Genomic DNA, 16,965 nt, shown 5'->3' with positions numbered 1-16,965 from the left:
TAATAAAACTGTCACATTGGAATGTTATATTTTATTTCATAGACTGATATTAAGTATAATTCAGGTTCGTCTTTGGCGTTTCTGACAAGCAGAGGTTTTCCGGTGCTTGAACTTCACTCTCTCAGGAAGAAATTCGGTCAAACACACGCGGTCGACGATGTAAATCTTTCGATCGATGCCGGGCAAATGGTCGGCATTATCGGTCGCAGTGGCGCCGGCAAGTCGACGTTGCTCCGGCTGATCAATCGCCTGGTCGATCCGACATCGGGCACCATCATGTTCGACGGCAAGGACATTACCAAGCTGCGCGGCCGTGAATTGCGCCTCTGGCGCGCCTCCTGCGCCATGGTGTTCCAGCAGTTCAATCTGGTCGAGCGCATGGATGTGCTGACCAATGTGCTGATCGGCCGCGTCGCCCAGCACGGCTTTATCTCTTCCATGCTTCGCCGTTTCACGGACGAGGAAAAGGAGATGGCAATCCGCGCACTCGACCGGCTCGACCTCGTGCCGCAGGCGCTGCAGCGGGCCGGTACCCTGTCGGGCGGACAACAGCAGCGCGTGGCCATCGCCAAGGCGCTGGTACAGAACCCGAAGATCATGCTTGCCGACGAGCCGATCGCCTCGCTCGACCCGGCCAATGCGACGCGGGTCATGGAGGCGCTGCGTAAGATCAACCGCGAGGACGGCATTACCGTTCTGGTCAATCTTCATACGCTCGATACTGCCCGGAACTATTGCGAACGCATCATTGCCATGCGGGCCGGGCGGGTGCGCTTTGACGGCGCGCCGGCGGATCTGACCCAGGAGCGGGTCCGCGAAATTTACGGTACCGACGATTACGACGCAGAAATCGACGAGGCCGTGACATCCACCTCATTCAACGCAGGTCGAGCCACAAAAGAAAAGGTTTACCAGGCGGTATGAGTTTCGCCCGCGGCGGCGCCAGGCCGCGGGCTTCTTTTTGCAACAGGAGAGTTGGAATGAAAAACGTCCTCATGCTTGCGGCCGTAACGGCTGCGCTTGCCCTTTCCAGCGAGGCCCACGCCGACGGCTGGAAAGACCAGTACAAGACGATCCGCCTCGGCGTTCTCTCGGGCGAGAACGAAAAGGACCGTATCGCACGCCGCGTCGGCTTCCAGCAGTATCTTGAAAAGGAACTCGGCGTGAAGGTCGAGATCTTCACCGCCGGCAATTATGACGGCGTCATCCAGGCGCTTGCATCCGACCAGATCGAATTCGCCTTCCTCGGCTCCTCGGCCTATGCTGCCGCCTATACCGAGACCAATGGTGGCGTTGAGCCGCTGCTCGCCGGCCAGGAACAGGACGGCTCGACCGGCTACTATTCCGTCGTCACCGTTCGCTGCGATTCCGGCTACAAGTCGGTCGACGACCTCAAGGGCAAGGTTCTCGCCTTCGCCGATCCGGATTCGACCTCCGGCTACGCCGTGCCCTACTATAACCTCGTTAAGCAAGGCTACGATCCTAAGACCTTCTTCTCTGCCATTCCCTTCTCCGGCGCACACGAGACCGGCGTGATGGCGGTTGCCAACAAGCAGTTCGATGCTGCGGCGACCTATATCAACAACGACATCAGCGGCATACCGCAGCGCATGGAATCCAAGGGCATGATCCCGAAGGGCGAGATCTGCCGCATCTGGCAGTCGCCTGAGATCACCAACGGTCCCTTCACAACCCGCACGAACCTGCCGGCCGACATGATCGCCGAGGTCAAGGCGGCGGTAAAGGCAACGCCTGAAAAGGCGCCCGACGCCTTCAAGGAAATGAGCGGTGGCGACAACTCCACCTCCAAGGGGTATGTCGATGTCAATCACCAGCGTTACCAGTGGATCGTCGACATGCGCGACTGGCTGAAGAAGCAACGCCGCAACGGCTGATATCTTCCACCGACGCCAAACAACGGGAGCGCCGCGCCCTCTGGCGCTCCCACGACCGGGATCAGACATGACGACAGCATCGCCCTCTATCGCCATCCGCCAGTTCGAGGCCGAATACCATCGCATCCGCAGTCGCACCAAAATCATGCAGCTTGTTTCAGTCGCGGTCTTTGCCGCCGCGGTGCTGCTGACGGCCTGGACGGGTGGCTTCTTCGACATGACCGAGGTCAATCTGCCCTCTGGCGAACGCATCACCACCTGGAAATTATGGGCGTCACTACCCCGGCTCGGCGAATATCTCTACAAGACCTTGCCGCACCTGCGCATCGAGACACTCGGCTCTGACCTTGCCGAATGGTTCTGGCGCTGGCCGGTCTGGCTGGAACTGCTCGGCGAAACGATCCTGATCGCCTATGTCGCGACGTTTTTCGGTGTCGTCGGCGCCTTCACCCTGAGCTTCCCGGCTGCTCGCAACCTCAGCCCCAACGGTTTTTTGCTGATCGCTTCCCGTCGTTATCTGGAGGTCATTCGCACGGTTCCGGATATCGTCTGGGCGCTGATCTACGTCTTCTGCTTCGGTGTCGGGCCGCTTGCCGGTGTGCTGGCGATCGCCACGCATGCAACGGGTTCGCTCGGCAAGCTGTATTCAGAGGTCAACGAGAATATTGACATGCGGCCGCTGGAAGGCGTCAAGGCCTCGGGCGGCACCTGGTTCCAGCAGATGCGCTATGGCGTCGTCCCCCAGGTCATCCCCAATATCATCAGCTACACGCTGCTGCGTTTCGAGATCAATGTCCGCTCCTCCTCGATCATCGGCTATGTTGGCGCCGGCGGCCTCGGCCAGGAGATCCGCACGGCTATGTCGCTTCAGGAATATACCGATCTCTCGGCGCTCTTCGTCATCATCCTCGTCACCGTCGTGATCATCGATTTCCTGAGCGAGAAACTGCGCCATCGCATCATCGGCTTTGAAAGCCGGAGTATCTGAGACATGACAGACGCCTCTTCTCTCTCCGAACTTCGGCAGCGCGTACCGGACGCCTTCAAGGTGTCGCCGCGCGTACGGTTGATGCGCTATGCCGGCGCGGCTGCCCTGATCCTGCCGCTCATTGCCGGTTTCTATCTCTTCGACTTCTCGCCTGCACGCATTCTGAATGGCCTATCGCGGCTCGGGATGATCTTCTCTTTCATGTTCCCGCCCTATATCTGGACGACGTGGCAGGAATGGAGCGATGTGCTCGTCGGCCTTGGCCAGACGATCTCGATGGCGTTTCTCGGAACGCTGCTTGGGGCGCTCGTCGCCTTTCCGCTCGCCTTTCTCGGTGCGAAGAACATCATGCCGCTCGGCTGGGTGCGACTGTCGACCCGCCGCGGTTTCGATGCGCTGCGCGCCGTCGAGCAGATCGTGCTCGCGCTGATCTTCATCCGCGCCTTCGGCCTCGGCCCGCTTCCGGGCGTCTTCGCCATCGCCGTCTCGGAAATCGGCACATTCGCCAAGCTCTTTTCGGAAGCGATCGAAAACACCTCGCGCAAACCCGTCGATGGCGTCCTGGCCTCTGGCGGCGGACCGCTGCAGACCATCCGGCTTGCCATCATGCCTCAGGCCATGCCGGTGATCCTGTCGATCATGCTCTATAATTTCGAGTCCAATACCCGCTCCGGGACCATCCTTGGCATCGTCGGCGCCGGCGGCATCGGTTTTCTGCTGGCGGATCGCATTGCCGCCTATCGCTGGCCGGAAGCCTGGACGATCATCTTCCTGATCGTCGCCGTCGTCTACGCTATCGACCTTACCTCCGCCTGGCTGCGCGGCAAGATCATTGGCAAGAACGACAGTGTGCGCTAGGCAACGGAAGAGCGTGGCAAGGGAAATTGAATGGCTAGGGTAATGGTGGTCGGTAACGCCAATGTGGACCGGATCTGGTGGCTCGACCGGCCGCTTGTGCCGGGCGGGAGGCTCTCCTGCCAGTCGATCGAAAAACGCTATGGCGGCGGCGGCTTCAATACCGGACTGGTTCTGCTAGATCTCGGCCACGAAGTCGTTCTAGTTGCCAGCCTCTATGATGATGATGAAGGACGCGCCTATCTGAAGAATCTTGGCAAGCGTGGCTTCAATACCGATTTTGTCGACCTCGTGCCCGGCACGACGCCATCAGTGGAGATCCTTGTCGACATCAATGGCGAACGCACCATCATCGCGCCGGCCGGTCGCCGCAGGCCCGGCATCGAGGCCTTGCCGCAAGTCGATGCCTCGCTGGTCTATCTCAATGCGCGCGCCATGAGTGCCACCGCGCTGCGGCAACTAGATGATTTCGATCGGGTGGTGTCGCAATATCCGCTCTTTGCCGAGCGCCGACCCGCGAATGTTCTCATCGCTTCGCGTTCAGACATGAAAGGTGCAGCACAAGCCGCCTGGCAGACAGCTGCCGAGATAGCAGAGCCGCGGCTCGAAACTCTCGTCCTGACGAGTGGTATGCAACCTATCGAAATCGTCACTGGCCAAGACCAGGTTATCGTCGACGTGCCGCGCGCCGCCCCGGTGCGCGATACGACGGGAGCCGGAGACTATTTTGCCGGCGGTTACATTGATGCCATGATCGGAGGGCTCGATGCCAGCTCGGCAGCATTGGCCGGCTGCAAAGCCGCGGCGGCGCGCCTCGCAGCCTCCGAACATGCCGGCCCTTGAAAGACACGCCTGCAGATCTCACCTGATGATCTCCATTGTTCACCTGTCGAACTGACAGCCCTTTGCCATCAGCAGTCGCTGCCGTTCCTCAACGTCGACGCTTCACGCGTCGGAGGAGATTTCATGGGATTCATTGATCGTGACATCCAGCCGTCGTCCGACGCCGGGCTGCTGGACGCCTATTCTGAAACGGTGTCGAATGCGGTCGATATGGTCGGCCCGGCGGTCAGCCGTATTGAACGCGTTGGCGGGCGGGCGGGGCATGGTTCCGGCTTCGCCATCTCGCCGGATGGCCTCGTCGTCACCAACAATCACGTCGTCGGTGATGCGAAGTCCGTCACCATCAAAACCCCTGATGGTGTCGTCGTCGAAGGCCGCGTGCTTGGACGCGATGAGGATACCGACCTTGCCCTGATCCGAGCCAACGACTGGTCCGGCGCCTGGGCGCATCTTGCCGACTCCAAAAAGTTGAAGCGCGGGCATATTGCAGTCGCCATCGGCAATCCACTCGGCTTCGAATGGACCGTTACGGCCGGCGTCGTTTCTGCGCTCGGGCGCTCCATGCGTGCCGCCAGCGGCCGGCTGATGGAAGATATCATCCAGACCGATGCAGCACTCAATCCTGGCAATTCGGGTGGTCCGCTGGTCTCTTCGACCGGCGAGGTCATCGGCGTCAATACCGCCGTCATCCAAGGTGCTCAAAGCATTGCCTTTGCGGTCGCCTCGAATACCGCCAAGCATGTCGTGTCGGAAATCCTGCGCTTCGGCGAGGTCCGCCGCGGATATATCGGCATTGCCGCCGATACGGTCGACCTGCATCGACGCATTGCGCTTGAGGCCGGCGTTCCGCAGCGCACGACAGTGCGCCTGCGCCGAGTCGAAGACGCGGGTCCTGCTGCGAAAGCCGGCCTTCGCGAAGGCGATTATCTGCTCGCTATTGGTGGTCAACCGGTATCGGGAATTGACGACGTCGTCCGACTTCTGGACGGGTCGACGATCGATACGGACGTCGATGTGCTGATCTTTTCCGTCGCGGGCCGGATCGAACGGCGCACCGTTCGCCCTTCGAAAAGAATACATTAGTATTGACGATCGCCAGACAGAGAAGAGAACGAAGTCGAAGCTCGCCTTCGTTCTCCAGCAGCGGCATTGATCCTGCTGCCTATGCAACGAGCCTCCGCACCTCGATCTCGGCGATAAATTCGGGGCGAACTTGATCCCCATCTTCTCGATGAAGGCATCGAGCTAACGCACACGATCTTCGGAGCGGTAGGCAACGTCCGGTTTGCCCGACTGTCCGAAGCCGGTTTTGGCATGCATTCGTAATACGCACGACCGTATTAATGCCCTGGTTTGTGCGGAAAAACCGCAGAAAAACAAAGGCACCAGCCTGAGGGCGGGTGCCTTGCTCGCTACTTCAGCGACATCGCATCAAATCATGTCACGAAGATCCGGGCACGGTCGATGTCGCCGCAAGCAACCCCTGAAGAGCAGACGGCTCCGTAGAGAAGGCGTCGTAAACACAGGGCGCTGCAAACACAGCCGCTCCCAGAATGCAGATGATGACCCTTTTCATTGAAACCTCCGTGGACGCAGGCAAGCTGCGCTGAGTTCGTATCCGGACCGTTTACACAAGGTTCAGCTCGACATTGATGTTGCCGCGCGTCGCCTTCGAATAGGGGCAAGTCTGGTGCGCCTCGTCGACCAGCGCGCGGGCGACCTCCGGCTCCAGACCCGGCAGGCTGATATTGAGGCGCGCCTGCAGGAAATAGGCGTCGCCGGTCATGCCGAGGTCGACCTCGGCGTCAACAGCCGTATCAGCGGGAAGCCTCAGCTTGCGCTTGCCGGCAGCCAGGCCCATCGCGCCGATGAAGCAGGCCGACCAGCCGGCAGCGAAGAGCTGTTCGGGATTGGTGCCGGCATGGGCACTGCCCGGAGGCGAAAGCTTCACATCGAGCTGCGCATCGCTGCTGCGCGCGGCGCCGTCGCGGCCGCCTGTCGTATGGGTCCTGCCGGTATAGAGAACCTTTTCAATCGTCGTCATGAGAGCACTCCTTGGTTTGCTATCGCTATCTGCGACATCTGGTGACGGAGTGGTTTTTGACAGTCCGACGTATCCCCTATGTTTCTAAAATCGGCCGAACTGTATCAAAGCGTAGCGACAGTCTATGCGGACATTTTCTTATACAAATCAGCGGAAAAATCAGTTGGCGCGAATGGTGACTTCCGCCGCCAGTCCGCCGCCTTCGCGATTATAGAGCCGCACCGACCCACCGATCGCGGCGGCCAATTGCTGGGCGATTGCTAGGCCGAGGCCAGTACCGCCAGTCTCGCGGTTCCGCGACTGCTCCAGCCGGAAGAAAGGCTGCATCGCGGCCTCTAGCATCGCATCCGGAATACCGGGGCCGCGATCCATCACGGTGATGGCAATTGCCTCCTCGCCTTTTTGCTCGACGCTGATTTCAGCGGCACCGGCAAATTTCAACGCATTGTCGACGAAGTTCGTGAGAATGCGCCGAAGCGCATGCGGCTTGGTCGATGCGACGCCCTGGACGAGGCCGACGACGCTGACGGCCTTGCCGGTGTCCTGGTAATCATAGGCGATGCTGTCGATGAAGGACGACAAGTCGATGCGCGAAAACTTCTCGCCATTGCCGTGAGCACTGCGGGCATAGGCAATCCCATCCTGCACCAGCCGTTCGATCTCGCCGAGATCGCGCACCAGCTTGTCCTTCTCGGGAGAATCGTCGGCCATATCGGCACGCAGCCGCATCCGGGTGATCGGCGTCTGCAGGTCATGAGAGATCGCCGCCAGAATCTGCACGCGCTCTTCCAGATAATGCGCAATGCGCTCTCGCATTGCATTGAAGGCCCGTGCCGCATGCGCAACCTCGCTCGGGCCACGCTCGCTGAGCGGTGCATCTTTCTTGGTCGGGTCAAGGGCATCGGCCGCCGCCGCAAGCGCCCCGAGCGGGCGGATCGCCTGACGCACGGCAAACCACGTACAGAGCACCAGCATCAGCATCTGGACGGCAAGCACATAGGGCAGCCATGCTGCAATCGGCATGGGGGGCCGCGGCGTGATATCGATCGTCAGCGGGCTTCCGTCGCTTAGCGTCAAATGCGCCTGCAAACGGCTGATGTCGCCAGGGATGGATTCCATGCGTATCGGATAGGTGCCGCCGATCGCCTCCTCGATCCGGCCGCCAATTTCCCGGCCCTTGCTGGAATTGTCGGGCACGCCGGGAAGGCCCGGTCCGAGCACGAAACGATAATTGCCGCGACTCAAGCGGTCGAGCAGGTCAGGCCGCTGATCTGCCGGTAGCCGATCGAGAACGGCAATCGAGGTTGCGACGTCGCTTTCCAGCGTACCGAGCATAACGGCCTTGGCCGACATGGAGCGCTCGACGAAGAGCACGGTGAAGGACAGGCCATAGGCAATTGCCAGACCCAAAAGCAGGATAAGGAAAAGCCGAGCCCGCAGGGTGCTCGGCCAGAAGCGGGATCGAAGAACCGCACCCGCACTCATGACCTCGCCTCTTCGATCTCCACCGGAACGGAAAAGACGTAACCTTCACTGCGCACAGTCTTGATATAGGTCGGCTCGCGGGCGTCATCCCCCAGCCGCTGGCGCACACGGCTGACGAGGAGATCGATCGAACGGTCGAAGAGCTCCGCATCGCGGCCTTGTGTGAGATTGAGAAGCTGATCGCGGTTGAGCACGCGTTGCGGATGATCGATAAAGACGCGCAGAAGCCGGTATTCGGCACCGCTCAGCGCGATCTCCGTTCCCTGTTTGTCGAGGAGGTGCCTGCCGACCGTATCGAGGCGCCAATCGCCGAAGCGCAGCCATTGACCCGCCTCAGAGATCTGCAGGTTCGGCGGCAAGGCGCGGGTACGCCGCAAGACGGCTTTGATGCGGGCCAGAAGTTCACGCGCGGCAAAAGGCTTCGGCAGATAATCATCTGCACCCATTTCGAGCCCAATGATACGATCCATCTCGTCGCTGCGGGCGGTCAGCATCAGGATCGGCGTCGCCTTGTGTTTTCCGGCGCGCAACTCGCGGCAGAGCACGAGCCCGTCATCGCCGGGCATCATGACATCGAGCACAATGAGGTCGACCGTATTCGCCTCGAGAAAGCTGCGCATCTGGCGGCCATCGGCAGCAACGCTCGTGCGAAGTCCGTTCTTCTTCAGATAGCTTGAAACCAGCTCTCGGATTTCACGGTCGTCATCGACGATCAGAATATGGTCGACATGCTCCATCTTTAGACTTTCGGATCCTCTATCAATCGGGCGCAAACAGATTCGCTACTCCCTTTTGACTCTGAATCGGCTGCCGCGAAACAGGAATTCCGTTCGCGGCAGCCCCGACAGATGTCAGAAGCGATCGACATCCAGAATGGCCTGGGCAAAGGCTTGCGGTGCTTCTTGCGGCAGGTTGTGGCCGATGCCGCCTGATATGGTGCGATGCTCATACCTGCCGGTGAATTTCTTGGCATAGGCCGAAGGTTCCGGATGTGGTGCGCCATTGGCATCGCCTTCCATGGTGATGGTCGGCACGGTGATAACAGGGAAGGCAGCTAGCTTCTTTTCGAGATCGTCATATTTCCGCTCACCGTCCACAATGCCGAGACGCCAGCGATAATTGTGGATGGTGATGGCCACATGGTCAGGGTTTTCGAAAGCCTTGGCCGAGCGATCAAATGTCGCGTCGTCGAAGTTCCACTGCGGCGAGGCAAGCTTCCAGATCAGCTTTGCGAAATCATGGCGGTTAGCCTCATAGCCCTCGCGGCCGCGCTCGGTGGCGAAATAGAACTGGTACCACCAGGAAAGCTCGGCCTGCGGTGGCAACGGCTTCTTGTTGGCTTCCTGGCTGCCGATCAGATAACCGCTGACGGAGACGAGCGCCTTGCAGCGCTCCGGCCATAGGGCGGCCAGGATATCTGCGGTCCGGCCACCCCAATCGTAACCGCCGATGACGGCGCGCTCGATAGCAAGTGCGTCCATGAAGGCGATGATATCGGAAGCGATAGCAGCCTGCTGGCCATTGCGCGGTGTATCGGCGGAGAGGAATTCGGTTGTACCATAGCCGCGCAGATAGGGGATCAATACGCGGTAACCAGCGTCGGCAAGCACAGGCGCCACATCGACGAAGCTGTAGATATCGTAAGGCCAGCCGTGGAGAAGCAGCACGACCGGGCCATTGGCAGGGCCGGCTTCCGCATAGCCGACATTCAGAACGCCGGCCTTGATCTGCTTCAGCGGCGCGAAGGATATATGCGAACCCGCCTTGACGGCAGCGACCTGCGACTGACCGCGTGCGGCGCTCGTCAGGCCGAATTCGACCGCAGCCATGGTCATGGCTGCGACACCGAGGAAACGACGACGCTGAAAATTGATTTCACTGGACATTGGCTCTCTCCATTTCGAGTTGATGGCAGGGAGAAAACAGCCGGCATGTATCCCCGATGTTTCGGGCATCCGCTTCTATTGCATGCGGATGTAGCAGCCGGCGCCCTGGATACGTTCTGATACAATTCGCCGCCGCCTCAATCGGACTTGCGGTGCATGAGGAAATCACGAAGCACGACGGCATTGTTGTGCTCGTCGTCGCGGGCGGCATAAAGCAGGGTGACAGTGCCCCTCTTCACAAAATCCGCCACAAGCTTCACCTCCTCCTCTTTATGTCGAAGCTCGTCCGTGTAGCGCGTTCGGAACTCCTCCCAGCGATCCGGTTGATGATTGAACCAGTGGCGGAGCTCTGCACTTGGAGCCACATCCTTCATCCAGGCATCGAGTGCAGCGCGCTTGTTGCTGAGGCCGCGCGGCCAGATGCGATCGACCAGCAATCTGGCGCCATCCGCAGCAGCCCTGGCCGCATAGGCGCGCTTCAGCTTTATGGCTTCCGCTTTGACCATCTTCGCATCCTCCATGCTAGGCCGACCGTCTCTGCCGGCAATATCCCGGCGATATGGCAGTTATGGAGGAAAGATAGCGCAGCCATGATCCGTGCGCCTCCTACACTTCGGTACATATTGCCACAGAACCGGACACATCCGAGATACATCGCTTCGACCAGATTGGCCCCCGTTGCTGGTCGAGCCGGCATCGCCGTCCAGCCCGATCACCCGGTTTCAAGGAAACGATGATGACCCTTCTTATCATTGCCTATCTCGGAGGGGCGCTGACCATAGTCAGCCCCTGCATCCTCCCCATTCTGCCCTTCGTCTTCGCGCGTGCCGGACAGCCCTTCGTGCGCAGCACGCTGCCGATGCTGATCGGCATGGCTGCCACTTTCGCGCTTGTTGCGACGCTTGCCGCCGTCGGCGGAAGCTGGGCGATCAACGCCAATGAATATGGTCGCCTTGCCGCACTGACTTTGCTTGCCGTCTTCGGCGCCAGCCTGATTTCGCCGCGCATCGCAAGCTTCATCACTCAGCCGGTCGTCGATTTCGGCAATCGGCTGCTGAACGCTTCCGGCAAGGCCGGATCCGCACCGACGGCGGCAAGCGCGCTCATCCTCGGCGTCGCAACCGGCCTGCTCTGGGCGCCCTGCGCCGGGCCGATCCTCGGTTTGGTGTTGACAGGTGCCGCCCTCCAAGGCGCCAATCTGCAGACGACATTCCTGTTGCTTGCCTACGCTGCGGGTGCGGCCACTTCACTGGCCATTGCGCTTTCTGTTGGCGGGAAGATTTTTGCCGGCATGAAGAAGTCGCTCGGCGTCAGCGAGCGCATTCGCCAGGGGCTTGGAGCTGCCGTGCTTGCGGGCGTCACCGTTATCACGCTCGGCCTCGACACCGGCCTGCTCTCGCAGCTTTCCTATGCCAGCACCGCTTCCTTCGAACAAGCCGCGCTCGACAGGCTGAACGTGCGGCCGAGCGGCAGCGCGCCGTCTGAAGTCGCAAGCAACGACAAGATGATTGGCCTTGCCGATGCCAATAAGCCTTTCCACAGCGACCTGCCCGTCGAAGGGCCTGCCCCGTCGCTCGATGGCGCTGTCGAATGGCTGAACTCGCAGCCGTTGACGATGGAACAGCTGCGCGGCAAGGTGGTGCTCGTCGATTTCTGGACTTATTCCTGCATCAACTGCATCCGCACCATTCCCTACGTCCGCGCCTGGGCCGAAAAGTACAAAGACCAGGGCCTGGTGGTGATCGGCGTACACGCCCCGGAATTCGCCTTCGAAAAGAAGGTCGACAATGTCAAAAAAGCGATTGGCGATTTCAAGATCGGCTATCCGGTCGCCATCGACAACGACTACAAGATCTGGCGTGCCTTCGATAACAGCTACTGGCCAGCCCATTACCTGATCGACGCCAAAGGCCAGATCCGTGAACACCACTTCGGCGAAGGCAACTACCGCCAGACCGAACAAGCGATCCAGGACCTGCTGCGCGAAGCCGGCAGCGAAATGGCCGAGAGCGCGCCGGTCACACCGGATGCGACGGGCGCAGAAGCAAGCCCGGACCTGAAGCATATCCGCTCGGGCGAAACCTATATCGGTTATCAGCAGGCCACCAGCTTTGCATCCAACGAAAGCATGCGCGCCGATGCCCCCAGCGATTATTCGATCAAGCAGCCGAGTCTCAATCAGTGGGGTCTGTCAGGCAAGTGGACCGTCGGTGCCGAAGAGGCCACGCTCGATCAGGCAGGCGGTGGCATTGCCTACCGCTTCAGCGCCCGCGACCTGCATCTCGTCCTCGGACCTGACACTGACGGCAAGCCCGTCCGCTTCCAAGTGACAATCGACGGCAAGGCGCCAGGCGCCGATCATGGCAGCGATATCGATGCCGATGGAAACGGCGCCGTGACCTCGACGAAACTCTATCAGCTGGTACGCCAGTCCGGCGAGGTGAAAGCGCGCGACTTCGAGATCCGCTTCCTCGACCCCGGTGTCCAGGCCTATGCCTTCACCTTCGGCTGAACCAATTACCCTCCCATCCCAACCTCAAACGACAGGAGCAAACACCATGAAACGCAGCTATCTTTCCACTCTCGCGCTTGCTTTCGCCACCAGTGTCATCGCCTTCGCGGCCCAGGCAGCCGAGGTGAAAAACATCGTCATCGTCCACGGCGCGCTCGCCGACGGTTCCGGCTGGCGTCAGGCAACCGAAATCCTCGAACGGCGCGGCTTCAACGTCACGATTGTCCAGGAGCCGATCACATCGCTTGCCGATGATGTCGCGGCGACCAATCGGGTGTTGGATCTGGAGGACGGCCCGACCCTGCTTGTCGGCCACAGCTATGGCGGAATGGTGATCAGCGAAGCCGGCAACAGCTCTAATGTCGCGGGCCTCGTCTATGTAGCGGCCTTCCAGCCGGACAAGGGCGAAAGCCTTATCAGCCTCGCCAGCTCGAAGCCTGCCGGTGGCATGAACATTCGCGAGACGAAGGACGGCAAGTACCTCTATCTCGACCCAGCCGCCTTCGCCAACGATTTTGCCGCCGACCTGCCGAAGGACGAGGCCGCGTTCCTGGCAAAGTCGCAGGTCTTTGCCTCGAAGGAAGCATTTTCCGCAAAGGTGAACGATCCGGCCTGGAAGACCAAAAGGAGCTGGACGATCGTTGCCACGGAAGATCGCTCGATCAATCCCGATCTAGAGAGGGATATGGCAAAGCGCGCCGGAAGCAATGTCACCGAGATCAAAGGCAGTCATGCAGTCTTCGCGTCTCAGCCGGAAAAGGTCGCGGATGTAATCGAAAAGGCGGCCAGGGAAGCAGGCAAATAAGCAGGTCGCTGGCGGCAGCCGGAGCCGGTGGATTTCCGCCGGCTCCGTGTCTATGAACACACGGTCATCGCCTTGACGAGGCGAAACGCTGAGTTTTGTTACATCACCTTCTGGCGCCCGTAGAGCAGCAGCATGCCGATGATGACAGCGCCATAGATGAGCTGGCGGCCGGCCTCTTCAATCTGCATGACAGACAGAATGGACTGCAGCAAGGTAATCAGGATGACGCCGGCCACGGTTCCAAGATAGGAGCCCTTGCCGCCCAGCACGTGCGTGCCGCCGAGCACCACAGCAGCAATCGACGGTAACAGGTAAGCATCGCCCATGGATTGGGACGCTTTCGAGGCGTAGCCGGCAAGGAGTACGCCTCCGAGAGCGCTGAGCCCACCCGAGATGACAAAGGCCAGCAAGGTGATCCGACGCGTGTTGATGCCGGACATATAGGCGGCGCGTTCGCGGTTGCCGATCGCATAGAGCGCCCGACCGAAGGTCGTGCGCGTCAAGAGGAAGACGGCAAGCAAGCCGACGGCGAGCCACACCAGAACGCCATTCGGAAGCCCCGGAATGGCGTAGCCGGTCGCCAGGAAGCGCATGGCGGCAGAGGCCGAATCCTGGGGCGAGAAGCCGCCCGTGTAAACGACCATCAAGCCCTGAGCGACAGCATTGGTGGCAAGGGTGATGATCATCGAGGGAATGCGGAGATAAGCAACCGCGACACCGTTGACGAGCCCGATCGCAGCGCCGCAGAGAATGCCGAAAGGGATTGCCAGAATGGCACCAGTCGCCCCGTAGGCGGTGGCAGCACAGGCCATCATCGCCCCTGTCGTCACCACCCAGGGTACCGACAGATCAATCTGCCCAAGCAGGATGACCGCCATCATGCCGGTTGCGATGACGCCGAGAAAGGAGGCCACCTTCAGCTGCTGCAGCAGATAATCCAGCGACAGGAAATTGGAGGAATAGAGCGAACCGCCGAGAAGCAGCAGAATGATGCAGCCAAAGGCGATCGCCACCGCCGGATCGACCCCGCGCAGACGGGCGGGCACAGGAATATGCCGCATTGTGGAAGCGCCCTCACTCATTGGAACCACTCCAGACGATTGCGAACCCGCGACAGGCCGATACAGCCGATGCTGACAGCCAGCATCAGCACGACACCTTGGAAGAGCGGTTGCCAGAGCGGGTCGAGATCGAAGACGAACAGGAGATCGCCGATGGTCCGGAAGGCCAGCGCCCCGAAAACGGCGCCGACGGCGCTTCCCTTACCCCCGGCAAGGGAAACGCCGCCAAGCACTACCGCCGCAATCGAATAGAGCGTATAGGCGTTGCCGCTCGCAAGAGCCGCCTCACCCGTATAGGAAAAGAAGGTCAGGTATAGCCCGCCAATCGCCGACAGCAGGCCAGCCAGTGCGTAAGCCGCAAGCTTTGCCCGCTTCACCGGCATGGCCGACATATAGGCAGCGTTTTCTGCCGACCCGACGGCATAGGCGGTGCGGCCGAACACAGAACGGCTGAACGGCACCCAGATCACTAAGATGACAAGCACGAGTACGACAAGGCTTGCCGGGACGGTGCCAAAAAGCTTCGAGGTGAAGGCATCGGCGAGATCTTCATTGACCGAGCCGCCGGGTGTCGGCCGCAAAAGCAGCGCCAGTCCGTAAAAAACCGCACTCGTCGCAATCGTCGTGACGATCGGCTGCAGACGACCGAAGATGATGATCAGCCCATTGAGAAGACCGCAGCCGAGGCCTGTTGAGAGCACGGCGACAACGCCGAGCGCGGTCTGCAGCGGCGTGCCGACGACGAGCCATGAAGCAAGGCAGTTGCTAAGGATTAGGATCATGCCGACCGAAAGGTCGATACCGGCGGTGATGATCACGAAACACTGCGCCATCGCTACAAAGGCAAGCAATGTCGCCTTGTTGGCTGCGGTCTGCACCACATTGGGTGTAAACCCCGCCGGATGGTTCGAGACATAGATGATGAACATCAGGACGAAGAGGAGCACCGCAAAGAGCGTTCCCTTCTGCTGAACATACCAGTAGCGCCATTCGCCGGTCGCCTGCTTGCTCATTGGGTCATCCTTTGCTGCGCCTGGCCGGCGCCGATATTGAGGGCGGCGCTGACCAGTTCGCGCTCGGTGATCTCGTCTCCCTCGAGGATGCGGATGATGCTGCCATCATACATGACGAGCACCCGGTTGCAGCAGCCGACCAATTCGTCGTAATCGGTCGAATAAAAGATGATGGCTGCACCGGCGTCGGCGAGCTTGCGCAACAGAGCGTAGATTTCCTGCTTGGTGCCGACATCGATGCCCCGGGTCGGATCATTGAGCAGGATGATGCGCGGCCGGTTCATCAGCCATTTGGCGATCACCACCTTCTGCTGGTTGCCTCCCGATAGCAAGGCGACAGGCATATCGATCGTTGCCGCCTTGATCGCCAATAGCTTCAGCAGTTCGTCGATTTCTCGGCCCTCGGCAGCTCTGTCGATGATGCCATGGCGCGAAACGCGGTGAAGCGCTGCGATCGATAGGTTCTCACGCACGGTCATCGGCAGCATGAGCCCTTCCGTCTTGCGATCTTCCGGAATCAGCGCCATGGAGATATCGCCAGATTTCGCCGCGCCAGGACTCTTCAACCTTATCGGTTTGCCATCGATCGCCACCTCGCCCTTGAGGTCGCGCAGCACGCCGAACAGCGCCAGCAGCAGTTCACGCTGCCCCTGTCCATCCAGCCCGCCGAAACCGATGATCTCGCCGGGGCGCACATCGAAATTGATCCCGGAGAGCCGATCCCCCCAAGAGAGGCCGCGGCAGGACAGAACCGGTACGTCTGCCCTCGGCTGCAGCGGCTTGGGCGGAAAGACGTTGGTATATTCGCGGCCGATCATCAGTTCCACGACCTGCTGATCCGACTTGGTGCCGGCGGGATAGGATTCGATGCTGCGGCCGTTTCTAAAGACCGTGCAGTCATCGGCAAGTTCTGCAATCTCATGCATGCGATGCGAAATATAGATCAGCGCCATGCCCTCGGTCCGAAGCTGCTTCAGCACGTTGAAGACCTTCTCGACGTCGGATTGGGTCAGGGCTGAGGTCGCCTCATCCAGGATCATCAGCCGCGGCTTGCGGGCGAGCGCCTTGGCGATCTCCACCATCTGGCGGCGCGAAAGCGGCAGATCCTTCACGAGAGACGAGGGATGAATATCGGCTGCACCGGCGCGGGCAAGCGCTTCCTCGGCAATCTGGCGCTGCCTCTTGCGGTCGATCATGCCAAAACGCAGCGGCGGATTGCTGATGACGATGTTGTCGGCCACCGAAAGATCCGGAATGAGTGACAATTCCTGGAAAACACAGACTATACCGGCGGCATTGGCGGCAGCCGGCGAGACAAAGGAAACTTCATTGCCGTCGAGCAGCATGCGTCCCTCATCAGGCGCCACCACACCGGCCATGATCTTGATGAGCGTCGATTTGCCGGCGCCGTTTTCGCCGAGCACGGCGTGGATTGCGCCCTGCCGCACGGCGATATTGGCTTCCTTCAGCGCAATTGCGCCGCCATAACGTTTCGATATGCCTTCCAGGCGCAGAAGCGGTTCGGAAAGGATCATGCATCCAGCCTCCATTCGGTCGCGTCGAGATCGAGACTGCGGG

16 protein-coding genes are annotated in these 16,965 nt (G+C 60.3%); 8 read left to right on the top strand and 8 right to left on the bottom strand.

What is annotated here, in order from left to right; translation table 11 throughout:
* Positions 1–102: 102 nt before the first annotated feature.
* The 6 genes from phnC to EV281_RS19330 all read left to right on the top strand — a co-directional run bounded on the left by phnC (position 103) and on the right by EV281_RS19330 (position 5,664).
* Positions 103–924 carry a phosphonate ABC transporter ATP-binding protein gene (gene phnC, locus EV281_RS19355; RefSeq protein WP_132655229.1) on the top strand — a complete coding sequence of 274 codons (822 nt, stop codon included), beginning with the start codon at positions 103–105 and terminating at the stop codon, positions 922–924.
* Positions 925–980: 56 nt separating this feature from the next.
* Positions 981–1,895 (top strand): phosphonate ABC transporter substrate-binding protein, encoded by a 915-nt coding sequence (phnD, locus tag EV281_RS19350; RefSeq protein ID WP_132655227.1) that lies wholly within the window; start codon positions 981–983, stop codon positions 1,893–1,895.
* A 67-nt stretch (positions 1,896–1,962) separates the two neighbouring features.
* Positions 1,963–2,883 carry a phosphonate ABC transporter, permease protein PhnE gene (phnE, locus tag EV281_RS19345; RefSeq protein WP_132655225.1) on the top strand — a complete coding sequence of 307 codons (921 nt, stop codon included), beginning with the start codon at positions 1,963–1,965 and terminating at the stop codon, positions 2,881–2,883.
* 3 nt (positions 2,884–2,886) lie between these two features.
* On the top strand, positions 2,887–3,741 hold the full coding sequence (gene phnE / locus EV281_RS19340; protein WP_132655223.1) for a phosphonate ABC transporter, permease protein PhnE: 855 nt from the start codon (positions 2,887–2,889) through the stop codon (positions 3,739–3,741).
* Between the two features lie 30 nt (positions 3,742–3,771).
* The gene (locus EV281_RS19335) at positions 3,772–4,581 is read left to right on the top strand and encodes a PfkB family carbohydrate kinase (RefSeq protein ID WP_132655221.1); all 810 of its coding nucleotides are present in this window, start codon (positions 3,772–3,774) and stop codon (positions 4,579–4,581) included.
* A gap of 123 nt (positions 4,582–4,704) precedes the next feature.
* Positions 4,705–5,664 carry a trypsin-like peptidase domain-containing protein gene (locus EV281_RS19330; RefSeq protein WP_132655219.1) on the top strand — a complete coding sequence of 320 codons (960 nt, stop codon included), beginning with the start codon at positions 4,705–4,707 and terminating at the stop codon, positions 5,662–5,664.
* A 544-nt stretch (positions 5,665–6,208) separates the two neighbouring features.
* On the opposite strand, the gene EV281_RS19325 is transcribed toward EV281_RS19330, so the two are convergent.
* The 5 genes from EV281_RS19325 to EV281_RS19305 all read right to left on the bottom strand — a co-directional run bounded on the left by EV281_RS19325 (position 6,209) and on the right by EV281_RS19305 (position 10,502).
* Positions 6,209–6,625 (bottom strand): organic hydroperoxide resistance protein, encoded by a 417-nt coding sequence (locus EV281_RS19325; protein WP_132655217.1) that lies wholly within the window; start codon positions 6,623–6,625, stop codon positions 6,209–6,211.
* Positions 6,626–6,784: 159 nt separating this feature from the next.
* Entirely contained in the window at positions 6,785–8,110 is a 1,326-nt protein-coding gene (locus EV281_RS19320; RefSeq protein ID WP_132655215.1) for a HAMP domain-containing sensor histidine kinase, read from the bottom strand.
* The gene (locus tag EV281_RS19315) at positions 8,107–8,847 is read right to left on the bottom strand and encodes a response regulator (protein WP_132655213.1); all 741 of its coding nucleotides are present in this window, start codon (positions 8,845–8,847) and stop codon (positions 8,107–8,109) included. Before EV281_RS19315 ends, EV281_RS19320 begins: the two co-directional genes overlap by 4 nt.
* Positions 8,848–8,961: 114 nt before the next feature.
* On the bottom strand, positions 8,962–9,996 hold the full coding sequence (locus tag EV281_RS19310; protein WP_132655211.1) for an alpha/beta hydrolase: 1,035 nt from the start codon (positions 9,994–9,996) through the stop codon (positions 8,962–8,964).
* Between the two features lie 137 nt (positions 9,997–10,133).
* Positions 10,134–10,502 carry a DUF488 family protein gene (locus EV281_RS19305; protein WP_245508311.1) on the bottom strand — a complete coding sequence of 123 codons (369 nt, stop codon included), beginning with the start codon at positions 10,500–10,502 and terminating at the stop codon, positions 10,134–10,136.
* A 230-nt stretch (positions 10,503–10,732) separates the two neighbouring features.
* Between EV281_RS19305 and EV281_RS19300 the strand changes: the two genes are divergently transcribed.
* Together EV281_RS19300 and EV281_RS19295 are read left to right on the top strand one after the other, a co-directional pair.
* Complete coding sequence (locus EV281_RS19300) at positions 10,733–12,508, top strand: cytochrome c biogenesis protein DipZ (protein WP_132655452.1); 1,776 nt, start codon at positions 10,733–10,735, stop codon at positions 12,506–12,508.
* 46 nt (positions 12,509–12,554) lie between these two features.
* Positions 12,555–13,313, top strand: a complete 759-nt coding sequence (locus tag EV281_RS19295) for an alpha/beta hydrolase (RefSeq protein ID WP_132655207.1) — start codon at positions 12,555–12,557, stop codon at positions 13,311–13,313.
* A 98-nt stretch (positions 13,314–13,411) separates the two neighbouring features.
* Here the strand turns inward: EV281_RS19295 and EV281_RS19290 are convergent, their stop codons facing one another.
* From EV281_RS19290 to EV281_RS19280, 3 genes are read right to left on the bottom strand one after another with little or no spacing between them, the layout of a single operon-like run.
* Complete coding sequence (locus tag EV281_RS19290; RefSeq protein WP_132655205.1) at positions 13,412–14,395, bottom strand: ABC transporter permease; 984 nt, start codon at positions 14,393–14,395, stop codon at positions 13,412–13,414.
* Positions 14,392–15,387, bottom strand: a complete 996-nt coding sequence (locus EV281_RS19285) for an ABC transporter permease (RefSeq protein ID WP_132655203.1) — start codon at positions 15,385–15,387, stop codon at positions 14,392–14,394. Before EV281_RS19285 ends, EV281_RS19290 begins: the two co-directional genes overlap by 4 nt.
* Positions 15,384–16,922: a sugar ABC transporter ATP-binding protein gene (locus EV281_RS19280; RefSeq protein WP_132655201.1), complete on the bottom strand. Its 1,539-nt coding sequence runs from the start codon at positions 16,920–16,922 to the stop codon at positions 15,384–15,386. The genes EV281_RS19285 and EV281_RS19280 overlap by 4 nt, the downstream gene beginning before the upstream one ends.
* Between the last annotated feature and the right edge of the window lie 43 nt (positions 16,923–16,965).

Source organism: Rhizobium sp. BK418, assembly GCF_004341105.1.
Classification (GTDB): domain Bacteria; phylum Pseudomonadota; class Alphaproteobacteria; order Rhizobiales; family Rhizobiaceae; genus Rhizobium.
Note: the sequence above shows the minus strand (reverse complement) of the source record. Positions and strands in the feature narration are given on the sequence as shown.